We start from the raw sequence: 23133 nt of genomic DNA, 5'->3' as shown, positions 1-23133 counted from the left end.
GCTCATGCCATGAAGCCGAACCTTGTTATAGGTAACTGGAAAATGAACGGTGCTCAGCAGGCCAACGAGGCATTACTGGACGCGCTCATTGCCGGCATGAGCGACGAGGGAAACCTCGAAGTTGCGGTGTGCCCGCCCTTCCCGTACCTCTCATCGGCGGCGGCGCGCCTGCAAGGCAGCAAAATTGCACTGGGCGCGCAGAATCTCAGCCCCGAGACTTACGGCGCGTTCACCGGCGAAGTCAGCGCTTCCATGCTCCTCGATATCGGTTGCCGTTACGTATTGGTCGGCCATTCCGAACGTCGAGCGTTGTTTGGCGAGACCGACGAAGTCGTTGCACAGAAGTTTGCGGCGGCCCTCGATCAGGGACTGATTCCCGTGCTTTGCGTTGGAGAAACACTGAAGGAGCGCCGCGCGGGCATTACCAACAGCATCGTGACCAGCCAAATGACAGCCGTCATCAAGCACTCCGGGATTGTAAAGCTGACACGTGGCGTGATCGCTTACGAACCCGTCTGGGCCATCGGCACCGGCGAAACTGCCACCCCGGAACAAGCCCAGGCCGTGCATCAACACATCAGACGTGTGATTGCTGTATTCAACCAGCAAGCGGCAAGCAATCTTCAGATCATTTACGGCGGCAGCGCGAAAGCCGACAACGCCCAACCCCTTTTCCCCCAGCCCGACATTGACGGTGGATTGATAGGCGGAGCCTCTGTGGACGCGTCCTCGTTTATCTCCATTTGTGATGCCGCAAGAACAACTCCAAGAGGCACAGCATGAGCACCGTAAGTCTTCTCGAAAATTTGTTCCCGGCAGCTGCCGATATCCCCGAGCAATATCGACTCGGTGAAGTCATTGAGCAGCGTGAATATCTGGTCGACGGCGTTCTGCAGACATGGCAAGGCCCTTTGGCCTCGGTGCGCAGCCCGGTGTTCATCAACACACGTACCGGTGACGAGCCGGTCATCCTGGGCAGCACGCCACAACTGGACGCCGAGACTGCACTGGTCGCTCTGGACGCCGCCGTGAAAGCCTACGACAACGGTCACGGCGCATGGCCGCTGATGCGCGTTGCCGAGCGCATTCAGCATGTCGAAGCGTTCCTACAGCGCATGCGCGTTCAACGCGAAGACGTCGTGAAGTTGTTGATGTGGGAAATCGGCAAGAACCTCAAAGATTCAGAAAAAGAATTTGATCGCACGTGCGACTACATTGTCGACACCATCAACGCACTGAAGGAGCTCGATCGACGTTCCAGCCGATTTGAGCTTGAACAGGATACGCTCGGCCAGATTCGGCGCGTTCCGATGGGTGTCACCCTGTGCATGGGCCCTTACAACTACCCACTCAATGAAACATTCACCACCCTGATTCCTGCGTTGATCATGGGTAACACCGTGGTATTCAAACCTGCCAAATTCGGCGTGTTGCTCATCCGCCCGCTGCTGGAAGCGTTCCGCGACAGCTTCCCCGCCGGCGTAATCAACGTCATCTACGGCAGTGGACGCGAAACCGTCAGCGCCCTGATGGCGAGCGGCAAGATTGATATCTTCGCCTTCATTGGCACTAACAAGGGGGCCAGCGCACTCAAGAAGCTGCACCCAACGCCTCATCGCCTGCGAGCAGTACTGGGCCTGGATGCTAAGAACCCGGGTATCGTTCTACCGGAAGTCGATCTGGACAACGCCGTCAACGAAGCGGTGACCGGCTCTTTGTCGTTCAATGGTCAGCGTTGCACCGCGCTGAAAATCCTCTTCGTACATGATGATGTGGTGGATTCATTCGTTGAGAAGTTCAACAACAAAGTGGCTGCTCTCAAGCCCGGCATGCCGTGGGAATCAGGTGTTTCCCTTACGCCACTGCCCGAACTTGGCAAAACCGACTATCTGAGTAGCCTGGTTGCCGACGCCGTCGCAAAAGGCGCGAAGGTTGTGAATCCGGGTGGCGGGTCAGTTCGTGAATCGTTCTTTTACCCGGCTGTGTTGTACCCGGTGTCGTCGGACATGCGTGTTTATCAGGAAGAACAGTTCGGCCCGGTTGTCCCAATCGTGCCTTACCGCGACCTGGAAACCGTGATCGATTACGTTCTGGACTCTGATTTCGGTCAGCAGTTGAGCATTTTCGGCACCAACGCAGCGCAAGTTGGCCGTCTGATCGATGCCTTCGCCAACCAGGTAGGCCGCATCAACCTCAACGCCCAGTGCCAGCGCGGCCCGGACTCTTTCCCGTTCAATGGCCGCAAAAACTCGGCCGAAGGCACCTTGTCGGTGGACGACGCCTTGCGGGTCTTCTCGATTCGTACATTAATTGCTACCAAATTTCAGGAAAGCAACAAGGCGCTGATCAGCGAGATTATCCGTAATCGGCAATCGAGCTTCCTGACCACTGATTACATATTCTGAGTGGCTAAACAATGAGTGCTCGCACACTGATTATTCTGGACGGAGTAGGTTTGCGCGATGCGAAGGATTCCAATGCCTTCGCAGCGGCACGCACGCCCGTATTCGACGCTTTGCTCACGCAATATCCGAACGCGCAAATCGCCACCTCTGGCATGGCTGTTGGCCTGCCAGAAGGGCAAATGGGCAACTCCGAAGTCGGGCACGTGAACCTGGGTGCCGGGCGGGTGGTGTACCAAAGCTTCACGCGGATCAACAAAGCCATTGCCGACGGTGAACTCGCCAACAATGAATCACTCAACGCCCTGCTCAGCGGTGTAAAGGCGCGCCAAGGCGCTGTACACCTGATGGGATTGCTCTCCCCTGGCGGCGTGCACAGCCACGTCGACCAAATCATCGCAACCTGCAAGATCCTTGCGCAAAAAGGGGTTCAACGCTTCTACGTTCATGCTTTTCTGGATGGCCGAGACACCCCTCCCCGCAGCGCTTCGCAAGCCATCGAAGCACTTGAGCGTGAGCTCGCCGCGCTGGGTGCAGGCCGGGTAGCGACACTGGTCGGTCGTTACTTCGCCATGGACAGGGACAACCGCTGGCAGCGTGTTGAAACCGCCTACAAACTGGTCAGTTGTGGGGAAGCGCAGCACCAGTACCGCTCAACCGCCGAAGCGCTGCAGACTGCCTATGAGCGAGATGAATCCGACGAATTCGTCAATGCAACGGTGATTGGCGACACGGTGCACATGGAGCCGGAGGATGGCGTCGTGTTCTTGAACTTCCGCCCCGACCGGGCGCGTGAGTTGAGCCAGGCACTGATCAATCCGGTGTTTGATCACTTCTCTCGCCCGGTAACAGTCGCCAAGGATCAGTTTCTAACGTTGACTCAGTACTCCCAGGATTTGGGCTGCTTGTGTGCGTTCCCGCCAGAGTCGATCAACAACAGCCTTGGCGAATACCTGGGCACGTTGGGTAAGACTCAACTGCGAATCGCAGCCACAGAAAAGTACGCGCACGTTACATTTTTCTTCAACGGTGGGCGTGAGCAGCCATTCCCAGGAGAAGAACGGATTTTGATCCCTTCTCCCGATGTCGCTTCATATGACCAAAAACCGGAAATGAGCGCGATCGAGCTCACCGACCGGCTGGTTGAGTCAATTCGTAGCGACGCTTTCGACATGATCGTCTGCAACTATGCAAACGGCGACATGGTGGGTCACACCGGGGATTTCAATGCCGCCATAAGAGCGGTCGAAACGCTGGATGATTGCTTGCAACGGGTCGTGCAAGCCACACTCGAAAGTGGTGGCGAGTGCCTGATCACGGCAGATCACGGCAACGTCGAACAAATGCTGGATCCCGAGTCTGGGCAGGCACACACAGCTCACACGTTAAACCCCGTCCCGCTGATCTACGTCAGCGATCGCGCGCAGGATTGCCAGCTTCGTAATGGCAGACTTTGCGACATCGCTCCGACCTTGTTGCACCTTATGAAGCTACCCATTCCCGCAGAGATGGAGGGCCAATCTCTGCTCCTCGACTGATCGACAGTTGGCGTCGTCAGAGCACCGGCAGGCAGGCGATATTGTTGGTCTTTATCCCTGCTTTTCGATGTTGATACACGGTCGTTTGCTCCACTGAGCACCGGGCATATGCATTTGCGGACTGCCCTTTCTTTCTCGACACCTCTGGGCTTTAAGCCTGTTTTTTTAAACGCATCAACCAAGAGACTTGTGCATTATGGAATGGCTTACAAATCCAGAAATCTGGGTCGCGTTCGTTACCCTGACCGTGCTTGAGATCGTCCTGGGCATCGACAACATCATCATGATCTCGATTCTGGTGAGTCGTATGCCTAAGGCCATGCAGCCCAAGACAAGACTATTCGGTCTCGCTCTGGCAATGGTTACCCGAATCCTGTTGTTGCTTTCAATCACCTGGATCATGCGCCTGACCGCCGATCTGTTCCATGTCATGGGCGAAGGGGTTTCAGGGCGTGATTTGATCCTGTTTTTCGGCGGCCTGTTCCTGATCTGGAAGAGCAGCACGGAGATCTATCAGAACGAAGAAGGCGCCGAGAATGATCCTGAGGCTCCAGCAAAAAAACACGCGGGATTCCTCAGCACAATCGTTCAGATCGCCATTATCGATATCGTGTTCTCGCTGGACTCGGTGATCACCGCCGTCGGCATGGTTTCCCATGTGCCGGTCATGATCGCCGCCATCATCGTTGCGGTGCTGTTCATGATGCTGGCCGCCGGCCCTATCAGTGATTTCATCGAAAAGCATCCGAGCCTGAAAATGCTTGCGTTGGCATTCCTGATCGTCGTGGGTGTAGTGCTGATTGGTGAGTCCCTCGACTTCCATATTCCGAAGGGTTACGTCTACTTCGCGATGGGTTTCTCCCTGGCCGTGGAAGCGCTGAACATTCGTCTGCGCACGACAAGTCAAAGAAAAAGGCTGGAAAGTTAGTCGGTGCAGGCGAGGCCCGGTATCAGGGTCTCGCCTGGATCGGGAAATGAAGCGTACTGATAACAAGGATAAAAAATGAACAGTATGGAAATAAGTCGCCGTGCCTTTGTGAAAGCAATGACGGTTATTGCAGGTGCGGGTCTGACGGGTGCTCATGTGCCGTTTTCCAGAGCCGACGAGGTATACCCTTTTAGCGCGGGGTCTGGTCGGCCTACGCTAAAAGCACCACCCCTGGCGTGCGACTGCCACCACCATATCTACGATAGGGCCTACCCCTATGTGGATGACCGCAACCTGCCGACAGCCAGCGTCGCGGATTACCTGAAGTTGCGCTCCCGACTGGGGCTTGGTCGCAGCGTCGCCATTCAACCCTCCTCTTATGGCACGGACAATCGCTGCCTGGTTGCAGCTCTTTCCGAACTGGGCTCAACGTCACGCGGTATTGCTGTCGTGGATGACAAAGTTGACATCGCGGAACTAAAAAGACTGGACGCGGCTGGAGTGCGCGGGCTGCGATTCAATCTGGGGGTGGCAAGCGTCACCACGCCCGAAATGATCAAGCCATTGGCCCGTCGCATTGCAGAACTAGGCTGGCATGTGGAGATTCACATGCGCGCTGACGAGCTTCTTGGCATGAAAGAAGTTCTGTCGGATCTGCCCGTTCAGATCGTCTTTGACCACTTTGGTCGCATCCCTCACCCAGCTGGAATCAATCATCCCGCCTACACACTCATCGCAGACCTGGTTAAGCGAGATCGAGCCTGGGTCAAGATTTCTGGGGCTTATCAGGACTCGGTATTAGGCGGCCCTGCTTACGAAGACGTGAAATCCCTAGCTCAAACCATGATCGAACTCGCGCCTAACCGAGTGATCTGGGGCACCGACTGGCCCCACCCTAGCCTGCAAACTAAACGTCAACCCATGCCTGATGACGCCGGCATGATGGATTTGCTCAGCGTCTGGACTCGGACACAAGCTGAGGTCAACCAGATCCTGGTTGAGAACCCGGCACGCCTGTACGGATTCTGACCGACTGTTGTTTGCCCCCATTGCCTGCAGCCCCCCTTATCTCCACACCACACACCGCAGAAGTCACTATGAAGAAGACGTTTCGCGTTCTGTTCCTCGCCGCTGTTATCCCTGGCATAGCCTTGGCAGATACCTCATCACCCTCGCCACACACGGATGCGAAGTTGCTGTTCGCCGGCGTGGGAGAAAAACTTCTGGGCTACAGCATTGACCCCGCGAGTGAATCGCTTACTTACCTGGGTGCAACGCTTGCCCCGGCAAATGTGCAGTTCGCTGTCAAAAACAGTGCTGGCGATGTTTTATACGTTGTCTCCAGCAACGCAGGCAGCGGCACATTAGGCGCCAAGGGTGATACGCACGTATTGAACAGCTACAGGATCGACACCAAAACAGGCGCGCTAAAACAGTTCGGAGCGGCCATTGCGCTACCAGAGCGGCCAATCAACCTAGGGCTGGATCACCAAAACCACTTCGCAGTAGTAGCTTTTAATCAATCCGCCACGCTCAGTGTTCATCCGATTAAAGAAGACGGCAGCGTCAGCCCCGCTGTGGCTCAGAATCAAGTTCCGGAAGCCGGCATCTTTACTCATCAGGTGACGTTTACGCCGACTGACAAGAGAGTGGTGGCGTTGGCACGTGGCAATGATGCGGTCGGCAACATTCCTGATCAGCCAGGCAGCATCAACACCTTTACTATCGATGACCAGGGCCATCTTTCGAAGCTGATGACCTCTGCCATCGATCCGGGTGTTGGGCCTCGCCACCTGGCCTATCACCCCAGCCAGCCTCGGGCCTATGTGTCCATGGAACGCGGCAGCAAGCTCTACATGTACCCGTTGGAAAGCAGTGGAACCCTGGCGACCAGACCAGCTTTCCGTAAAGACACCCTTGAAAACAAGGCCAATCTTGAAACCCCACGCCAACGAGGCGGAGTGATTCAGGTCAACCCCAACGGTGAATACCTGTATGTGACCAATCGGGCAGACGCTACGGTTGAACAGGATGGGAAACAGATCAGCGCTGGCGGGGAGAACAACGTCGCGGTGTTCAAGCTCGATGCTAAAACCGGTGAGCCGCAATTAATCCAGATCATTGATGGCCAAGGCATTGAAGGACGCACGATGAAGGTCGATCCATCTGGAAAAATGCTGGTAGTAGCGAATCAGAAGACACTGTGGGTCAAGGATGGCGACACGCTGAAAAAGATCCGCTCCAACCTCGCCATTTTCAGGATCAAGGAAGACGGTAAGCTTGAATTCGTTCGAAAGTACGAAATGGACGATGAGAAGAAACCACTGCTCTGGATGGATATCTAACCAACTAATCAAGGCCGGGAGGGCATCTCCCCACTAGCCTTGAGGGTCGTCAATCTCTAACGCTGCGAAGCCAGTTCCTTGCGTTGCGTTTTCACAGCCCCAGTCGAAAACTGCTCTACCGTATTACCCCAGGTTATTCGCAGAGCCTTTGGCAATGCGCCGATGGGGCATCATCCAGCCTCCGGCCGAAGGATGGCAATCGAGTTGCTACGCGAAGTGTTCGAGATACCTCGCTCGTGCTACTACGACTATTGCCTGCGGCGCCTGACTCTGGACTTCGAGCGGGTTCGTTTACCAAGCCGGGTCAATGAGCTGCTCGGACAATGTCGAAGCGCTGCCGACAGCCGTAGTATCGTGTTGATGATGTAGGAACACGGCTAGCAAATCGGTCGGTTAAAGGTGCGAAGCCTGATGCTAGAACTGGAATTTGTCAGCATAAATCGGGCTAGTATGCTTATAAAATGCGACAGCGGAGCGGCCCGAGATTCCGAATATTTGAATCGGGAGTTCGATGCCAGTCCCCTCTCCCCGCCTGATCGAGTCTGGTGTGGCCACGTCACTTCCGTAGGGGTGCAAGGCAAATAACGTTACCTCGCGGCTGTCATGGATTGCTGGCGCCAGTGCCAAATTGACCCAGTTGCTAAGACTTCAATGCCCATACGACCTGCTAGTAAATCACTACGCATAATGGACTTCTGCAGGCTTAGAAATGAGGCAGTTGAGCCTCAGCACTGGCTTAATCCAAGACCAGCGCTCTCAGCAACGGTTTTGGTTTAGCGATCACCGGGGCCATGCGAGCACGAAACTCATGGGCGTCGAAGAATGGTTCGCCAGAACAATACTATTCTCCAAAACAGCACAGCAAAGCACAGCTGTGGCTTGCTAGTTGCCAGCTGATCCCTTTGAGCATCAGCCCCCCCTTGATCCTGTAGGTAGGAAGCATTATTAGTGATATCTAATATTCAATCACCGCTTACGTGTCGATGCACATCGACTTGATCTGCGAAGCTGAATGAGAGCTGGTTGCAGGCGCTTTACGACCTGTAACGCCCACTCAAAAACCTATCCTCAAAATCGCGAAGAATCGACGGCTAAAGTAGCCCAATTCGGTATTCGTAAAGTATAGAAGTAATGTGCTCACCATGCTGCTTTACTAATCCGTCTTTAATTAACCAAAATCCTACGGTTAGCGCTACTGTCATTGTCTAATGCCGATCAGCATTATCTGAGCACCTTGCTACGGCCCGGGCTGTTAAAAAATGTCCGAACGAATCCATCTGCCGCCAATTTCCTGACCAAAATGGAATTCACAGCCTCCCGATGGCCACAGAAAAGTGTCAAAACTATTCTGTTCAGCGGCTTTTAATCGCTATCGTCCAATAGGTTGTTCAATGCAATGGCTCGTAGCTCACGAACTTTAGAAATGCTTTTCTCTGGCGAAGAACGTTTTACATCTCTTGGGTCATTGATTCTCACCCGACCATACTCATCGATCAGGAACTGTAAGTCTTCAACGTGCAAACTGTGAGTTTTGAGTCGGAAAATGATGTCATCACAATCTTTCATAATGTTTTTATTGAAAGCCAGGTCAGTAGGAATATGTTTGCGGTTATGAATGATGTCTTCGGAGTCCAGAGCATGATGAATGTAGTCTTTTGCTATCCCGAACTTATTATCGTATTTCACTAACAAATGCGCATTAACGACAGGAAAACCAAGGTTTATCAAGTGTTTTGTCATCCTTAGCTCTTTGGCCGCCCATTCATCTTCGGAAATAATCCCGGTCGTGCCTGGCCGGATAAGGCATATGCATTGCCTTGGGTCTTGCCGAGAATGATAAACATCCTTTTGACTTCCGCTTCCGAGCTTTTCGCCCACGGAAGGGATTGAGGTGAATCCGGTAGGCGCGGTAACATCCCGGATGCCCGGATTTTGCTGGATTAAGGCAGCATTGGATACGATTGGCATGATGGCTACTACTATATAGAAGGTTGTAGTGGTGTGTGGTTCGCGAGCGGAATAGTCGCGATCCTGTGCAGTAAGTGGCGCATCGCATGAGTTTGGTTCCCAGCTTAGTGATTTTTTTGCGTTGATTAAATGCGCTGTATTGGTCTGTCAAGACTGGAGGGACTGACATCCATCGGCTGACGCAATAACACCGCACCTTGAGCTGACTTCAAACTCGCAGCTTAAATATACGCTCGAGAGCGAGCTGTTAATCTAAGGTTTGGGGTCAGCTTTTTACTTCCCTTGAGAGTTGGCAAATACTCCGGCCGCTAACCGAGCCGGTCGTAGAGGCGAGTGGTGCTGATGCTCGCGTGTACCACCCACATCTGCGCCTTGGCGATATCGGCCTCAAGTTCCAAGGCGCTGGTCGCCGCGGTCGCGCACAAGTCATGCACTCCTAGGGATTCTCCGAACAAGTCCCCAAATGTGATGAAACACGTCTGATTACCTGATTCGAGCCGCCCATGAGCCAGATGAGCTCTTCCGATTTCGAATATGCCGGCAAGCGCAAGCGGACACGCCGCGAACGCTTCCTCGCCGAAATGGATCAAGTCGTGCCCCTGGACAGGTCTGCTGGGCCTGATCGAGCCGTTCAACCCCAAAGCCGGCGGCGGCAGAAAACCTTATCCCCTTGAAACCATGCTGCGGATTCATCTGCTGCAGAACTGGTTCTCCCTGAGTGACCCGGCCATGGAAGAAGCGCTCTACGAAATCACGCCCATCAGCCAGTTCGCGCGCCTGACCCTGAGCGCCCCGACCCTTGAAGACACCATGATCATGAACTTCCGGCACCTGCTGGAAAAGCATTAACTGGCCCCTGCGATCCTCGCGGTAATCAACGGTTATTTGCAGGAAAAAGGCCTGCCCCTGCGCCAAGGCACCATCGTCGATGCCGCCATCATTCATGCCCCCAGCTTGACCAAGAGCGAGCAAGGAAAGCGTGATCCCGAGATGCATCAGACGAAGAAAGGTAACCAATACTTCTTCGGAATGAAGGAGCATATCGGCGCCGATGCCGAGTCGAGGCTGGTTCATCATGTTCATAGCACTGCCGCCAATGTGGCCGATGTCACGCAGGTGGCCGAGCTGTAGCACGGCGAAGAAAACGCGGTTTATGCAGACGCTGGATATACCGGCATCGAGAAACTGTGAAGAGCATGAAAATCGTGACGTCATCTGGCAAATAGCAGCGCGCCGTAGCACGTATTTCAAGCTGAATAAAAGCATTGTGCTTTACAAAGCCAAGCGCAAGATCGAGTACTGCAAAGCTCAGACACGGGCCAAGGTCGAGCATCCATTTCGGGTGATCAAACGCCAGTTTGGTTACGTGAAAGTGCGCTTTCGTGGCGGCCACTGACAGCTACCGCACGGACAGGCAGAGCTTTGTGGATCTGATTACCCGGTTCGCCGACAACAACGACAAGATCGACGGGCCGGCACTGGGTTACACGGGGTTCGGAGGCGGCAACGGGACTACGCTGAAGACGGTTTACAACCACGACCTAGACCGCACCTACCTCAAGGATGTGGAAGCGGACGCCCAGGGCCAACGATTCGAAATCGGCCTCACTGGTGACTGGACCCAAGACTTGGGCAATGCAGACATGATCTTCGCATCGAAGGTGCAAGTGTCCTTGGTGGGGGTAGCTGGCGCGCCCATCGACTCAACAGAAATGCTGTAGCCGGAAATTACTCGTGGTCGACTAAACCCAAAACGATCCATATCGGGTTTTTTAAGGCATGTCTTGCCCGTGTTAGGCAATGTTCTCCTTTGAGTTAGATTTTCATCGGAGGCCTTATGCGTTTGTATCTGTGCGAGAAGCCCAGCCAGGGTAAAGACATCGCAGCCGTTCTCGGAGCCAAGACACGAGGTGACGGCTGCATCAAAGGCAACGGTGTGGCCGTGACCTGGGGAATTGGACACTTGCTGGAAACAGCTCCGCCCGATGCCTACGGCGAGCACCTGAAAAACTGGAGCTTGGACACACTCCCAATCCTGCCTGCGGAATGGAAAGTGCTCGTCAAGCCGAAAACCGCTAGTCAGTTCAAGATCGTCAAGCAGCTACTCAAGCAGGCCACCGAGCTCGTCATTGCGACAGACGCTGACCGCGAGGGGGAGATGATCGCGCACGAACTGATCGAGTATTGTGGGTACCGGGGACCGATTCAAAGGCTATGGCTGTCTGCGCTCAATGAAGCATCCATCCGCCAGGCACTCAACACCGTCAGACAAGGCTCTGAAACCTATCCGTTGTATCTCTCCGCGCTCGCTCGCTCCAGAGCGGACTGGCTCATCGGCATGAACTTTTCGCGGCTTTTCACCTTGCTGGGCCGGCAGGCCGGGTATACCGGTGTGCTCTCCGTCGGCCGAGTTCAAACACCGACCCTGCGCCTGGTGGTGGACCGCGACCGGGAGATCTCAAACTTCATACCCAAACCGTTCTGGAGTGTCGAGGTTCAGCTCTGGACTGCAGGACAATCGTTCTTGGCGAAATGGGTCGCAGACGAGTACGTGGTAGATGAGGAAGGCCGTTGCCTTGATCAAGCCGCTGCAGCTGCAGCACTGGCCGCGCTGAAAAATAGTCAAGCTGCAACGACTGTTTCTGTTGATACAAAGCGTGGCAAGGATCCAGCTCCGCTCCCGTTCGATCTGAGCACCCTGCAGGAGGTGTGCTCTGCAAAGTTTGGGATGGGTGTGCAAGAGACGCTGGACGTAGCACAGTCACTTTACGAAACTCACAAGGCGACGACCTACCCAAGGACCGATTGCGGGTACCTGCCGGAGAGCATGTTTGATGAAGTGCCGATGGTCCTCGATGCTCTGAACCGAACTGATCCATCCATCGGCAAGACGCTGCAACTGATCGACCCGGAGCAACGTTCCCGGGCATGGAATGACAAAAAAATCACTGGTCCCCACCACGGGATAATCCCCACGCTTGAACCAGCAAACCTTTCAGCCATGTCTGAGAAGGAACGCAAGGTCTATGAACTGATCCGCGCTCACTTCCTTGCGCAGTTCCTGCCTACCCATGAGTACGACCGGACCGTGGCCAACTTCGAATCCAACTCAGTTTCACTGCAAGCAGTGGGCAAGCGAATTGTGGTCCCGGGATGGAAGGCTCTTTTTTCTACATCGTCCGAAGAGGATGCTGATGAAAGCGGTGGGCGCTCTCAGATCCTACCAGTGCTGCAAATTGGCACTCGGTGTGACATTCAGGACCTGCATCTCAAATCGCTGAAAACCGAGCCGCCCAAGGCTTACACCGAAGGTACATTGATCAAAGCGATGAAAACCATTGCCAAGCTGGTCAAGGATCCACGGCTGGCTCAAAAGCTCAAAGAAACCACCGGTATTGGTACTGAAGCAACCCGCGCAGGCACAATTCAAGGCTTGATAGACCGAGGATCACTCATCAAAAAAGGTAGCGCGCTGCGGGCCACTGAAGCAGCGTTCTCACTGATCGATGCGGTCCCGCCGGCAGTGGCCGATCCCGGCACAACTGCGATATGGGAGCAAGCGCTTACGATGATCGAGCAAGGCAGCCTGACGCTCGATGATTTTATCGCCAGACAATCGAGCTGGATCACCAGGCTCGTCGACCAATACAAAGGCACCACCTTGTCTATCAAGGTGCCCGAAGGTCCCAAGTGCCCTTTGTGCAACGCGAAAACCTCGCAACGTAAAGGATCCTCAGGCGTGTTCTGGGCGTGCTCCCGTTACCCCGAATGCAAAGGGACGGTGAACATTGGTACAGGGAAGAAAAAATCACCTGGCAAGTCAGCCAAGCCCAAAGCCACTAATGCCAAGAGCAGCTGAGAGGCTGGTGATAGCGGGGTTACAAATGATGTGCCACAATGGGGCTACTACCAGTTCCACCCCGCTGGTCACTGACGGTCATCAGTGACACCCTGGAGAAGTCGGCCTTGCCTTCATTCTCCTCCCCCAAAGTACGCAAAGCATCGGGAGGGGCGTACAGATCTTGTTGTGAATTCTCCCTGTGTCTCCCTGTTCAGTAGCAGACACGCAGCCGTCTAACTCGTGAAAGCGGGTTCATAGGCACACAGAGTTCACACAAGGTTCGATGCATAATCGTCTCAGGGCCGCACTGGTGTTGCGGTCCACTTTTTTTTAAAAACGCTTCCGACTCTCTCGGCAGGTAACCTGGTCATCTCGCAACGCTGGATGACCAGGTTACCTTCCGAGGTAGCCACTTTTCACTGCCGGCGCCCACCGGTGAAAAAACGGGTTCCCTTTGTGCGCGAATGCGTGCCTTTTGATAACTGGCCCCAGCCACGACAATGGGCCGGGTGATGTCGATGTAGCAACGCGTGCGATCAATGCCCAGGGATCCTCGCTGAGCTAGCGCTCACAGGTGGCAAACTTTACAAGTTGTAGCAAAGTACACATCGGCTGAGAGCTATTGTCCTTGAATGCGATAGTTCTCAGCACGATTCCCAAAGAGTCCACTATCTAAAAGCATTGTTGCTTCAGCCGGATCAAAATGCCTTCTCGCGTCAAAATCCTCAAGCGGATAGTTAAGCGATATGAATAAGACAAGCTGTAAGCACGCCTCGCTTTTGCGGGGCTAAGTCAGTAAGGAACGCTCGATCTAGCGTTCGTCAATGTTAGGAATGAACATGAGTGTATTGAAGGGAGTGCTTGACTGGGTGGTCACTAAGCTGGCGTCAAAGCAGTCTCCAGTAAGACCAGAAACAGTTGAAAACCACGCAGCTCAGGCCGCGTTAGAACTCGCCGCCATTCTCAGGGTAGGCGGAGCCTTGGAGTATGACGAAATCCCCATGATCACCAGGCGACTGCAGTCCGTGATCGATGCAACAAATGCCGTGATTGCTGCCTGCGAACCTAGTCAAGCCGAAGGGAGATACTGTCGTAGAGAGCTCTGAAACAAGCATCTCACGCTGATCGTGGCCAAACCCGACAGCTCGTGCTTGACAAGCCTTCACAGAATTCACATTCTCAAGACATGTACCGCTGACGTTGTCAGCAACATGCCCGGGTAGTCAGGATCTCGCGACTACGATGCGCCCCACGCATTGATCCCACCCTAAGTTCGCAAAGCTTCCGGAGGCGCGAACGATCGGTATCGATTGCCGATGGATGCATATTCAACATCGCGCACAACGCTGCACTCAGCCTGGCTGAGTCATGTCATATCACTGACCTGCCCTCGGGGAATACTTTCCCTTAGGGACAAGTGTCTCCGTTTTCTGCAATTTGAACGGAGACAGACTATGTCGGATCACACGGCTGCAAACTCAACATCCCAAAATGCTGAGATCACTAAACGCGTTGATATGCTTTACGGCGAGGCATGTGGTCAATTTCCGACATACGAAACAATGGTCTTTGAGCATTTTTGCTCTCAGATGATTGAGACTTTCGGCGATGGCGAACTGGCGCCAGAAGCGGCAGATGCATTTAGCTATGCACGCTCGGACTATGATTATCTTTCGCCTTCAGAAATTATAGCGGCAAGGGAAGTTAATCGAAGCCATGGCATCTGCAGCCACGGCCTTACTAAAGACACCTGCCCATGCGGTTGTTTTGAGTTCACGGGTCTAGAGGTCTATGAGGACTACGGACCTCAGGAATGTGACCTGATAGATGATCCAGACCTCGTCATACAAGAAATTTCGGGCCCTAGCGGAGCGAAAATGGTGTGGGTCTCTACCCATACCAAAACCACGCTTATCCGGGGTTTTCTCTCGTACCTATCTTACCAATGGAATGTGGCGCTGCGATTGTCAGCAACACGCAGAAGGTAGTCTGGATCTCATGACTACGATGCGTTCTATGCATTGATCCAACCTAAAGTTCGCAAAGCTTCCGGAGGCGCGAACGATCGGTGATTTAAACGCCGATGGATGCACACTAAACGCGTCACTCACCCAGCGGGGAATCACTCCCCTCTCGGGCGGTGTTCTCCGCAATTTCCCTGGAGAAACACCATGAGTACAGCAAGCTTTCGTTTTGGCGTGATGGTCGGCACTGCATTGCGTGAATGCATCCGTGCGGTCAACCAAAAGCCAAGACCTTCAGCAGTCCATGTGGTAACAGCGCAGTGCAGGAGAATGCCTGAACCTGCGATGACCCACGACGAGTGCGAAAACTACTGCAGCGTTCCAGCCATAGTGCGTCGCAAAGGGATCAATCTTCATGATTGGTATGAGGCTAATACGCAAGAAGCTCAGACCAAACCGGTGAAGAAACCCCGTAAATCTCGCGCATCGAAGGTGCCTGAGGCGTCCAAAAAGCAGAATGCTGAACCATCAGTTAAGGACCCTGTCATGGGTTCTTTGGATCAGCTCATTGCTTGATATTCCCCTCCCCGACAAGCCCCTCATTCATTGAGGGGCTTTTTTTATCAGGAGGGTTGACAAGCGAATCTCCCTTGAAGGATTCTAAAGCCATGTACCGCTGACGTTGTCAGCAACATGCCCGAGGTAGTCTGGATTTCATGACTACGATGCGTTCTACGCATTAATCCAACCCCAAGTTCGCAAAGCATTCGGAAGCGCGAACGGTTGGCCAGTTTGACTGGTTGATGGATGCATAATGATTCTCACAACCCATCGGGACCTTTCCCGTAGGGATGGTCTCGTGCTTAGCAGGAGACCTTCATGAAAAGCAGTCTTGCGCTTTACCAAGCATTGATTTCAATCGATGTTCCGGAAGACCGCGCCACTGCAGTCGTAGATGCTCTGGAGTCGGATATGCAAACGCAACTCGCGACAAAAGCCGACATCGACAATCTTGAGTCTAGACTCGAACTGAAACTCACCATTCGTATGGCTGTCATGCTGACTGCTGCTGTAGGCGTTATGCTTACTGCGTTCAGATTCATGCATTGATTGTCGTAAAATTTCGCTCTACCACCCACGCGGGGAATACCTTCCCCCTGGGCGAAGTGTATCTCCGCTTTGAACACTCAAAACTGGAGATACATCATGAGCAATTCTACCAACGAAACCAAATACTTCGACCTGCACACCGTCGGCATTGGCTATCTCAACCGCATTCGTGAAGTGAAGCCTCGCAAGGGTGACCCTTTCATGGCTGTCACCATTGCTGCCCTCAAAGGCAGCACAGACTCTGTTGAGTATTCATACATCGATTGCAACGTGGTAGGCGCTGAAGCTGACAAGCTGATTCGCCGTTGCCAAGAAGCAGTTGGTGCCGGCAAGAAAGTTCTTGTGCACTTCCGCATCGGTGATATGTGGGCTGATGTTTTCACCTACAGCAGTGGTGCCAAGCAAGGGCAAACAAGTGCTAGCCTGAAAGGCCGTCTCTTGTACCTTTCCTGGATCAAAGTTGAAGGTGAGTACGTTTACCAGGCTCCGCAGAAAGAAGAAGCATCTGCCTCTTCTGAAAGCACAGCATCTGAGACAGCACCAGTAGTTCAATCTGAGGCCCCGGCCCCTGTTGAGCAATTTGAAACAGCTGCTCCAGCTGCTACTCCCTCTAAGCCGACACGAGCGAAACCCGCTCGCGCTGGAAAAGGGGATAAACAAGCCGCTTGATAGATCTTTCACAACCTCAAGGCGCCCTGCAGGCGCCTTTTCTTTTCTCCACAAAGTAGGTAACGACTTCATGAAATTCGCTATCGCTACACTCGTGCTTACAGTGCTAAGCATATTTTTTCTGGAATTTGGACAACAGCTCTCCGCTCGACTACTGACACAGATCGGCGCAGGAGGACTGGTCGCCACTTTTCTTGCAATGACAGGTATGGTGATCACTTCTTGACACAAAACCTTCAACTTTACCCTTAAGGCCCCCACCCTTAAGGGACCGGGCCCCTTATATTGGAGCTCCTATGGACAGTAATACTAATAGACTAACCTTGCGACTTGAGCTCGCTTTGCTGATCTCAAAAGCACACACTCAAGATAGTATCTATCAAAAGGTTTTGAACAAAGATACGCCGCCGGATCGCTTTTCCAGTTTGTATTGGGAGGATGTACTGGACAAGCTCGAAGACTTGGCCCTATTGGACCACGTTGAGAATTTCACACCGGACCACAGCTCGTATATTGAAGATGCTGCACTCCTCAGGTCTTACTGGACTCTTCGGGAATGGTGCGGGATAGATATATATCCTGATAGCCCATCCGCTGTAACAGAAAGACTCTAACCAAACGTTCTCAAGAACGAAAACCAACCTGACCGGGTAATTCACCTCCCGGTCGGGCCAGGTGGTTACCCGCACCTGGAGAACTACTATGTCCATCACCATAAATCACTTGCCATCCACTTTGCTGAAACTGCCTGTTGTGCTGACTCCTTCCGCCTGGAAAGAATCGGTTCATTTGGAACAACCATCACACATTGCGGAGGTCGGCACTCGTCTTGGCGAAGTCGTACTCGAAGCCTATCGCGAGCTGCATCTGCAACCCGATGAGCTTCAGATCGACTTCGGTATCTATCGTTTTCTGCCCAACGGTGACCGCTCGGGGCGTCATTGGCTCGAACTGAGACTTCATCGGATGGATGCGCTGAACGGCAATTCCTACCTTTGCATTTCGCTTAGAGCTGAACAGCCTCTCAACCTCTTCTGACCCAGTCGTCAACCTGAAACCACGAACAAGCCCGAATCTTCGGGCTTTTTTTCGGGTACCGAAATACGCGGCCAGCCCGATAATCCGGAGTAGCTCATGATCACCCTGCCCGGCTATTTGGCCATACGTACAATCAGCGGCCGTAACGGCGAATTCAACGTTGGACGACTTTCGACGTCCATAGGAGAGTTCGTTATCAAGGACGCACTGCTGGATCAGCATCACGAAGGTAAATATCGAGGTGATTTCGTTATCACTGAAATTCGTCCTTCCTACTACACAAACGGCGGCAGATTAGTCGTCGAAATCCGTGCCAAGCTGGACAGCATGTCATTAGAAGATGTTGCCAACCTGAGCGCAGATGAGGCTGAGAGGCTGTCCAACAATGAAACAGACCCGATAGATGAAGAGCTTTCGGGAGACTCATCTCCAGCCAAAACTCGTCGCACCGTTCACACAACGTCCAAACGTTCACCTTCTACTGACAGTGACGCTCCCTTCGGAATGGCGAAAGCAGAGCCGAAGAAACAATCCACGACACTTGAAGCTGATGCAGATCTGTTTGGCACGATCTGGCCTATCGGAAGTTCAGTCAAGCTGGATACAACCGTAGACCGTCAGCGACTAAGGCAACAATGTGTACGCCTCGGCGAGCTCGGATATGAGCTGGACTTCAAGCTACAGATCTGGAATCTCAGTACACCCTAATCCTGCTCCAAAACTGATCATTTCCTGGTGGCAATCGAGCAACCAGTTTTATCCATAAAACACAATAAATCCTGAGGGGCTTCACCGCCCTTAGGGTGGGTTCCCCTCCATTTTTGGAGGCAATAATGGCCAACCACACTCAACTCTTTCGCATAGAAGAATGCCCGGATCTGTATGTCGACGCGTGCATCTGTGACGAGCAGAGAAACCTGATATTCCTCTCTGCCTGGGGCCGCGACACGGCCATGCAGGAGTTTCTGGCCAGACTCACACTCGGGACTACCGAGAACGGCCTGGACCAGTTTCACATCGTCATGAATAACCAACGCATCCCGGTATTCCCTGATACGGATCAGTTGGAAAAACGGACCACTCGCCAGCTTCGCGGAACGCTCTTCGGCAGCCTGTTGCACTTATGGCTGTTCGATCAGCGTTGCTCGCAGCCGGATCGAGCAAACCACTCTGCTTACGCACTTATCAATCAAGCCCACGACCCGTTCGACAGATTGTGGCCGCTGGTCGTAGATACTTGTCCGCTTCCCTTCCTTCCACATTGGCGCGAGCCGGTGATGGAGGTCCTTACTGCGCACAACATGTTGCGTCCGCTACCAGGAGCTATTGGGTCAGTAACTGCCTGGCGTTTGTCGCTGCAGCTGGACGTGCTCGAAAAAGCCCTGGGCGAACTCATTCGCGTAGGAAAACTCACCACTGAAGTTACGGCGTAATTCACGTCCTACAGTCTAAGGAGCCAACCATGGCTTTGATGTTCTCACGGCTTGCCCGTAATTTTGCACGCAACGGCTATTACCCGACTGACGAACTGACTCTGGAGCGCACTCTGCAGGCATTGTTGCCGGCGACCTCGGGACGGATGCGGATTCTTGATCCGTGCTCGGGAGAAGGAGTGGCTTTGGCTGAGGTCGCACACCGCTTGGAGCGCGACCGAACCGAGGCGTATGCGGTTGAGTACGACAAAGAGCGCGCTGATCACTCGAAAACGTTGCTGGACCGAGTGCTGCAGGGTGACTTGATGGACACCATGATCTCTCGACAGTCCTTCGGACTGCTCTGGCTCAACCCTCCCTACGGGGATCTGGTCGCTGACCACTCTGGCGCCTCACAGTACCAGGGTAGCGGGCGCAAAAGGCTTGAGAAGGCGTTTTACCAAAGGTCACTGCCGTTGCTTCAGTACGGAGGGGTGATGGTATTCATCGTTCCTCACTACGTGCTGGACGACGAGCTGTCTGGCTGGCTTACCAATCACTTTACCGGGCTGCGGATCTGCGCCGCGGTAGACCGGACGTTCAAACAGGTCGTTATATTCGGGATCAGGGTACGCCGTCAGGATTTGGCAAGGCCCCGGGAAGTGGCAGCAATGCGTGAGCATTTGCGAGCAATCGGATCTGGGGAGCAAGCTGCTGATCTGCTACCGGCCACTTGGCCATGGGAGCAATACGCTGTCCTGCCGATCGCCAATGATCTGGAACACTTCTACCGAATCACTCTTGAACCAGAGCAATTCAGTGAAGAGGTTCTTCGTCTGAGAGGCCTATGGCCTGATTTCACGCTGCACTTTGGCCAGACTGGCGCTCAACCGCGCGCGCCCGTGAAGGCACTTTCACGGTGGCACTTGGCACTGGCACTCGCTGCCGGAGCCATAACAGGTGTAGTCACCTCTCGTTCCGGACGTGTCCTGGTGCTCAAGGGCGACACTTACAAGGATAAGGTTCCCAAGACCGAATTCACCGAGGACGAGGACGGCAACGTTTTTGAGACTCGGATCTTGACTGACCGTTTTGTGCCCAGGATTCGGGCATGGGATATGACGCCAGGCTCACCCTATCTAGGGTGCGCACTGACCATCAGCTCGGATGCAACAACACCAGCTGCACACGAAACCACCTCAAACACTGCTGCACATAGTCAGGACGCTTCATTTGAACTGGGCCGTGTGATGGTCACGCACAGCGTACAAAGTCTGCTCCAAAACAGCTCTCTCGATGTGAGGCAGTACCTATGGCGCCACGCGGCGGGCGATTGGGGCGAGATTTCGAAAGACGACTGGGACAGCAACCAGCTAGCACTGAGTGCTGATGGCCGATTGTTTTCCGGGTACGACATCGACGCTGAGGATGAGACCAGGCTCTGGATCATCACCGAGTCTGATCGCTCAATAACAACAGTGATGCTGCCATCTGACTACTAACAAAACTTTATAAAGACCTTTTATTCATCTAACCGCACCACAGGGTATGAACAATACCCTTGGTGGTGTCGTGCATGCCCTGTTTAACCTATTAGTGGAAAAACATCATGAACGACCTGCCTTTGGCTGCTCCAGTAGACCACCCTAGTGCGCCAACTTTAAACATTGGGCTCACTGAGTTTATCGAGGAGTTTGGTGACGAACTCCTGGAGTCACTCAACCGCTCCAATCCACCGGTCTATGCCGGCATCGACAATCTGGCTCGGCAGTGGGTGCTGGAGGGCCTCAAACGACAGCCCTTCCCTGCCCAAGCTCAAGTCGTCCAGGCAATTGCCGCGCTTTTGCTCGATCAGAATGAGCAGGCTGGCATCATCAATGCCGAGATGGGTACCGGCAAAACAATGATGGCCATCGCTCTCGCTGCAGTCATGCATGGAGCTGGTTATCGCAGGACGATGGTCATCGCGCCTCCGCACCTGGTCTACAAGTGGCGGCGCGAGATCCTCAAAACCATCCCTGACGCTCGCGTCTGGGTGCTCAACGGACCGGATACCCTGGTCAAGCTGCTGAAACTGCGGGATCAACTGGGTGATACCTACGACGGACGTCAGGAGTTCTTTATTCTCGGCCGTGTACGGATGCGGATGGGATTCCACTGGCGTCTGGCCTTTTGGCAACGACGCGCCGGCGGTGGAAGGAGCCTGGCAGCGTGTCCAGATTGTGGACGTCTGCTCCAGGACCAGGAAGGCAATCTGATCACCGCTGAGGAATTTCAGCGTGAAGAGCGACGTCGACGCTGCGACCACTGTGATGCCGCTTTATGGACGCTGATGCGTCCGGGCAAATTGGATGGCGGCAGCCGCCGTAACACGATCCTTAAGTCGATGTGTCGCATCCCTACGATCGGACCTGTTCGTGCAGAACGGCTTTTATCTGACTTCGGCGAAGACTTTCTCGCCTCGATGCTTCTGGACAATGTCTCTGAGTTCATCAATCTGATGGACGCCAAAGGCAATTTCATCTTCAGCGACCGCCAGGCCAAGCGCATGGAGCGTGCGATGGCCAACATCGAGTTCGGGTTCGGCGAGGGGGGTTACCAACCCACCGAGTTCATCAAACGCTACCTACCTGATGGATGCTTCGACCTACTGGTCGTGGACGAGGGGCACGAGTATAAAAACAGTGGATCGGCACAAGGTCAGGCTATGGGCGTGCTCGCAGCCAAAGCACGAAAGACTGTGCTGCTGACCGGCACTCTGATGGGCGGGTATGCAGACGATCTGTTCTACCTCCTGTTCAGAATCCTCACCAGACGTATGATCGAGGACGGCTATCAGCCCAACGCGCGAGGAAGCATGGCGCCGGCGGCGATGTCTTTTATGCGGGATCACGGGGTACTGAAGGATATCTACACCGAGCGTGATGGCAGTTCTCACAAGACAGCCAAAGGCAAGAAACTCTCAGTGCGGACGGTCAAAGCTCCGGGGTTCGGCCCGAAAGGCATTCACCGCTTCGTTCTACCCTTCACTGTGTTCCTGAAACTCAAGGATATCGGCGGCAACGTACTACCCGGTTACCGGGAGGAGTTCATTGACGTACCGATGTCTCCAGACCAGGAGGCGGCTCACCGTAAGCTTGCCCAGACATTGACCGTCGAGCTTCGGCAGGCGCTGGCCAGAAGAGACACCACGCTTCTAGGGGTTGTGTTGAACGTGCTACTGGCGTGGCCGGATTGCTGCTTTCGACCTGAAGTCGTGAAACATCCTCGATCCAGAGACACTTTGGCTTTCGTGCCGTCGGTCTTCGATGACGACGAGCTCATGCCGAAGGAACAGGCCCTTCTGGACCTATGTCTTGCTGAAAAAGCCCGGAACCGCAAGGTTCTGGCCTACTCGGTTTACACGGGCACCAGAGACACCACGAGCCGCATGAAGCGGGTGCTCGAGCAATCGGGACTGAAGGTGGCAGTGCTGCGTGCATCGGTGGACACCGCCAGGCGCGAGGACTGGATCCTCGACCAGGTTGATCGAGGTGTCGACGTGCTAATCACCAACCCGGAGCTCGTAAAAACAGGTCTGGATCTGCTCGACTTTCCGACCATTGCGTTCATGCAGACGGGTTACAACGTCTACACGGTGCAACAGGCGGCGAGGCGGTCATGGAGGATCGGACAGAAGCAGGACGTCAGGGTGATCTTTTTCGGCTACATCGGCAGTTCTCAGATCACCTGCCTGCAGCTGATGGCCAAGAAGATCGCCGTATCGCAGAGTACCTCAGGGGATGTTCCAGAGTCCGGACTGGATTCGCTGAATCAGGATGGTGATTCCGTAGAGATGGCACTCGCCAGACAACTCATCAACGCTTGACCATGGCCACCTTCGGGTGGCCTTTTTTTAAAACCCTGCGGGTGCTTCCA

The 23133-nt window shown here is 54.0% G+C and carries 19 protein-coding genes and 2 pseudogenes; 20 read left to right on the top strand and 1 reads right to left on the bottom strand.

The window, feature by feature from the left end:
• The first annotated feature begins 9 nt into the window (after positions 1 to 9).
• From tpiA to AC54XV_RS04045, 7 genes and pseudogenes are all read left to right on the top strand, one after another.
• Complete coding sequence (gene tpiA / locus AC54XV_RS04075; protein WP_496717977.1) at positions 10 to 783, top strand: triose-phosphate isomerase; 774 nt, start codon at positions 10 to 12, stop codon at positions 781 to 783.
• Positions 780 to 2405, top strand: coding sequence for an NADP-dependent glyceraldehyde-3-phosphate dehydrogenase (locus AC54XV_RS04070; protein WP_129449152.1), 1626 nt, complete (start codon positions 780 to 782; stop codon positions 2403 to 2405). The genes tpiA and AC54XV_RS04070 overlap by 4 nt, the downstream gene beginning before the upstream one ends.
• Before the next feature lie 11 nt (positions 2406 to 2416).
• Positions 2417 to 3940, top strand: coding sequence for a 2,3-bisphosphoglycerate-independent phosphoglycerate mutase (gene gpmI / locus AC54XV_RS04065; RefSeq protein WP_129449154.1), 1524 nt, complete (start codon positions 2417 to 2419; stop codon positions 3938 to 3940).
• A gap of 196 nt (positions 3941 to 4136) precedes the next feature.
• On the top strand, positions 4137 to 4868 hold the full coding sequence (locus AC54XV_RS04060) for a TerC family protein (protein ID WP_187598803.1): 732 nt from the start codon (positions 4137 to 4139) through the stop codon (positions 4866 to 4868).
• Between the two features lie 75 nt (positions 4869 to 4943).
• A complete protein-coding gene (locus AC54XV_RS04055) occupies positions 4944 to 5897 on the top strand; it encodes an amidohydrolase family protein (protein WP_129449199.1) in 954 nt (317 codons plus the stop codon).
• A 68-nt stretch (positions 5898 to 5965) separates the two neighbouring features.
• On the top strand, positions 5966 to 7213 hold the full coding sequence (locus AC54XV_RS04050; protein ID WP_368984559.1) for a lactonase family protein: 1248 nt from the start codon (positions 5966 to 5968) through the stop codon (positions 7211 to 7213).
• Positions 7214 to 7402: 189 nt separating this feature from the next.
• Positions 7403 to 7795 (top strand): annotated as a pseudogene (locus tag AC54XV_RS04045) (transposase domain-containing protein); the annotation flags it as partial.
• Positions 7796 to 8575: 780 nt separating this feature from the next.
• Here AC54XV_RS04045 and hopBF1 read toward each other — a convergent pair.
• A complete protein-coding gene (gene hopBF1, locus AC54XV_RS04040) occupies positions 8576 to 9181 on the bottom strand; it encodes a T3SS effector protein kinase HopBF1 (protein WP_129449203.1) in 606 nt (201 codons plus the stop codon).
• 503 nt (positions 9182 to 9684) lie between these two features.
• Between hopBF1 and AC54XV_RS04035 the strand changes: the two are divergent.
• From AC54XV_RS04035 to AC54XV_RS03975, 13 genes and pseudogenes are all read left to right on the top strand, one after another.
• A pseudogene (locus AC54XV_RS04035) lies at positions 9685 to 10568 on the top strand (IS5 family transposase); the annotation flags it as partial.
• A complete protein-coding gene (locus AC54XV_RS04030; RefSeq protein ID WP_496717973.1) occupies positions 10564 to 10902 on the top strand; it encodes a hypothetical protein in 339 nt (112 codons plus the stop codon). The pseudogene AC54XV_RS04035 and the gene AC54XV_RS04030, both read left to right, overlap by 5 nt.
• 116 nt (positions 10903 to 11018) lie before the next feature.
• Positions 11019 to 13040 (top strand): DNA topoisomerase III, encoded by a 2022-nt coding sequence (locus AC54XV_RS04025; protein ID WP_187598725.1) that lies wholly within the window; start codon positions 11019 to 11021, stop codon positions 13038 to 13040.
• Between the two features lie 821 nt (positions 13041 to 13861).
• On the top strand, positions 13862 to 14128 hold the full coding sequence (locus AC54XV_RS04020) for a hypothetical protein (protein WP_096105437.1): 267 nt from the start codon (positions 13862 to 13864) through the stop codon (positions 14126 to 14128).
• Positions 14129 to 14476: 348 nt separating this feature from the next.
• The gene (locus AC54XV_RS04015; protein WP_129449938.1) at positions 14477 to 15010 is read left to right on the top strand and encodes a regulator; all 534 of its coding nucleotides are present in this window, start codon (positions 14477 to 14479) and stop codon (positions 15008 to 15010) included.
• Between the two features lie 183 nt (positions 15011 to 15193).
• On the top strand, positions 15194 to 15562 hold the full coding sequence (locus AC54XV_RS04010) for a hypothetical protein (RefSeq protein WP_032609819.1): 369 nt from the start codon (positions 15194 to 15196) through the stop codon (positions 15560 to 15562).
• A gap of 303 nt (positions 15563 to 15865) precedes the next feature.
• Positions 15866 to 16096: a hypothetical protein gene (locus AC54XV_RS04005; protein ID WP_003435757.1), complete on the top strand. Its 231-nt coding sequence runs from the start codon at positions 15866 to 15868 to the stop codon at positions 16094 to 16096.
• Positions 16097 to 16192: 96 nt separating this feature from the next.
• On the top strand, positions 16193 to 16765 hold the full coding sequence (locus tag AC54XV_RS04000; protein ID WP_003435755.1) for an STY4534 family ICE replication protein: 573 nt from the start codon (positions 16193 to 16195) through the stop codon (positions 16763 to 16765).
• 702 nt (positions 16766 to 17467) lie between these two features.
• Positions 17468 to 17803 (top strand): hypothetical protein, encoded by a 336-nt coding sequence (locus AC54XV_RS03995; RefSeq protein WP_164990108.1) that lies wholly within the window; start codon positions 17468 to 17470, stop codon positions 17801 to 17803.
• 96 nt (positions 17804 to 17899) lie between these two features.
• A complete protein-coding gene (locus tag AC54XV_RS03990; RefSeq protein ID WP_003435748.1) occupies positions 17900 to 18511 on the top strand; it encodes a DUF3275 family protein in 612 nt (203 codons plus the stop codon).
• A 125-nt stretch (positions 18512 to 18636) separates the two neighbouring features.
• Positions 18637 to 19236: a hypothetical protein gene (locus tag AC54XV_RS03985; RefSeq protein ID WP_129449942.1), complete on the top strand. Its 600-nt coding sequence runs from the start codon at positions 18637 to 18639 to the stop codon at positions 19234 to 19236.
• Between the two features lie 29 nt (positions 19237 to 19265).
• Positions 19266 to 20717, top strand: coding sequence for a DUF6094 domain-containing protein (locus AC54XV_RS03980; protein WP_496717968.1), 1452 nt, complete (start codon positions 19266 to 19268; stop codon positions 20715 to 20717).
• Positions 20718 to 20824: 107 nt separating this feature from the next.
• A complete protein-coding gene (locus AC54XV_RS03975) occupies positions 20825 to 23083 on the top strand; it encodes an SNF2-related protein (protein ID WP_496717966.1) in 2259 nt (752 codons plus the stop codon).
• Positions 23084 to 23133 lie beyond the last annotated feature (50 nt).

The sequence above is a fragment of the Pseudomonas fragariae (ex Marin et al. 2024) genome (genome assembly GCF_059621105.1).
The sequence above is the reverse complement of the archived record's forward strand: the minus strand, read 5'-3'. Positions and strand labels throughout refer to the sequence as shown.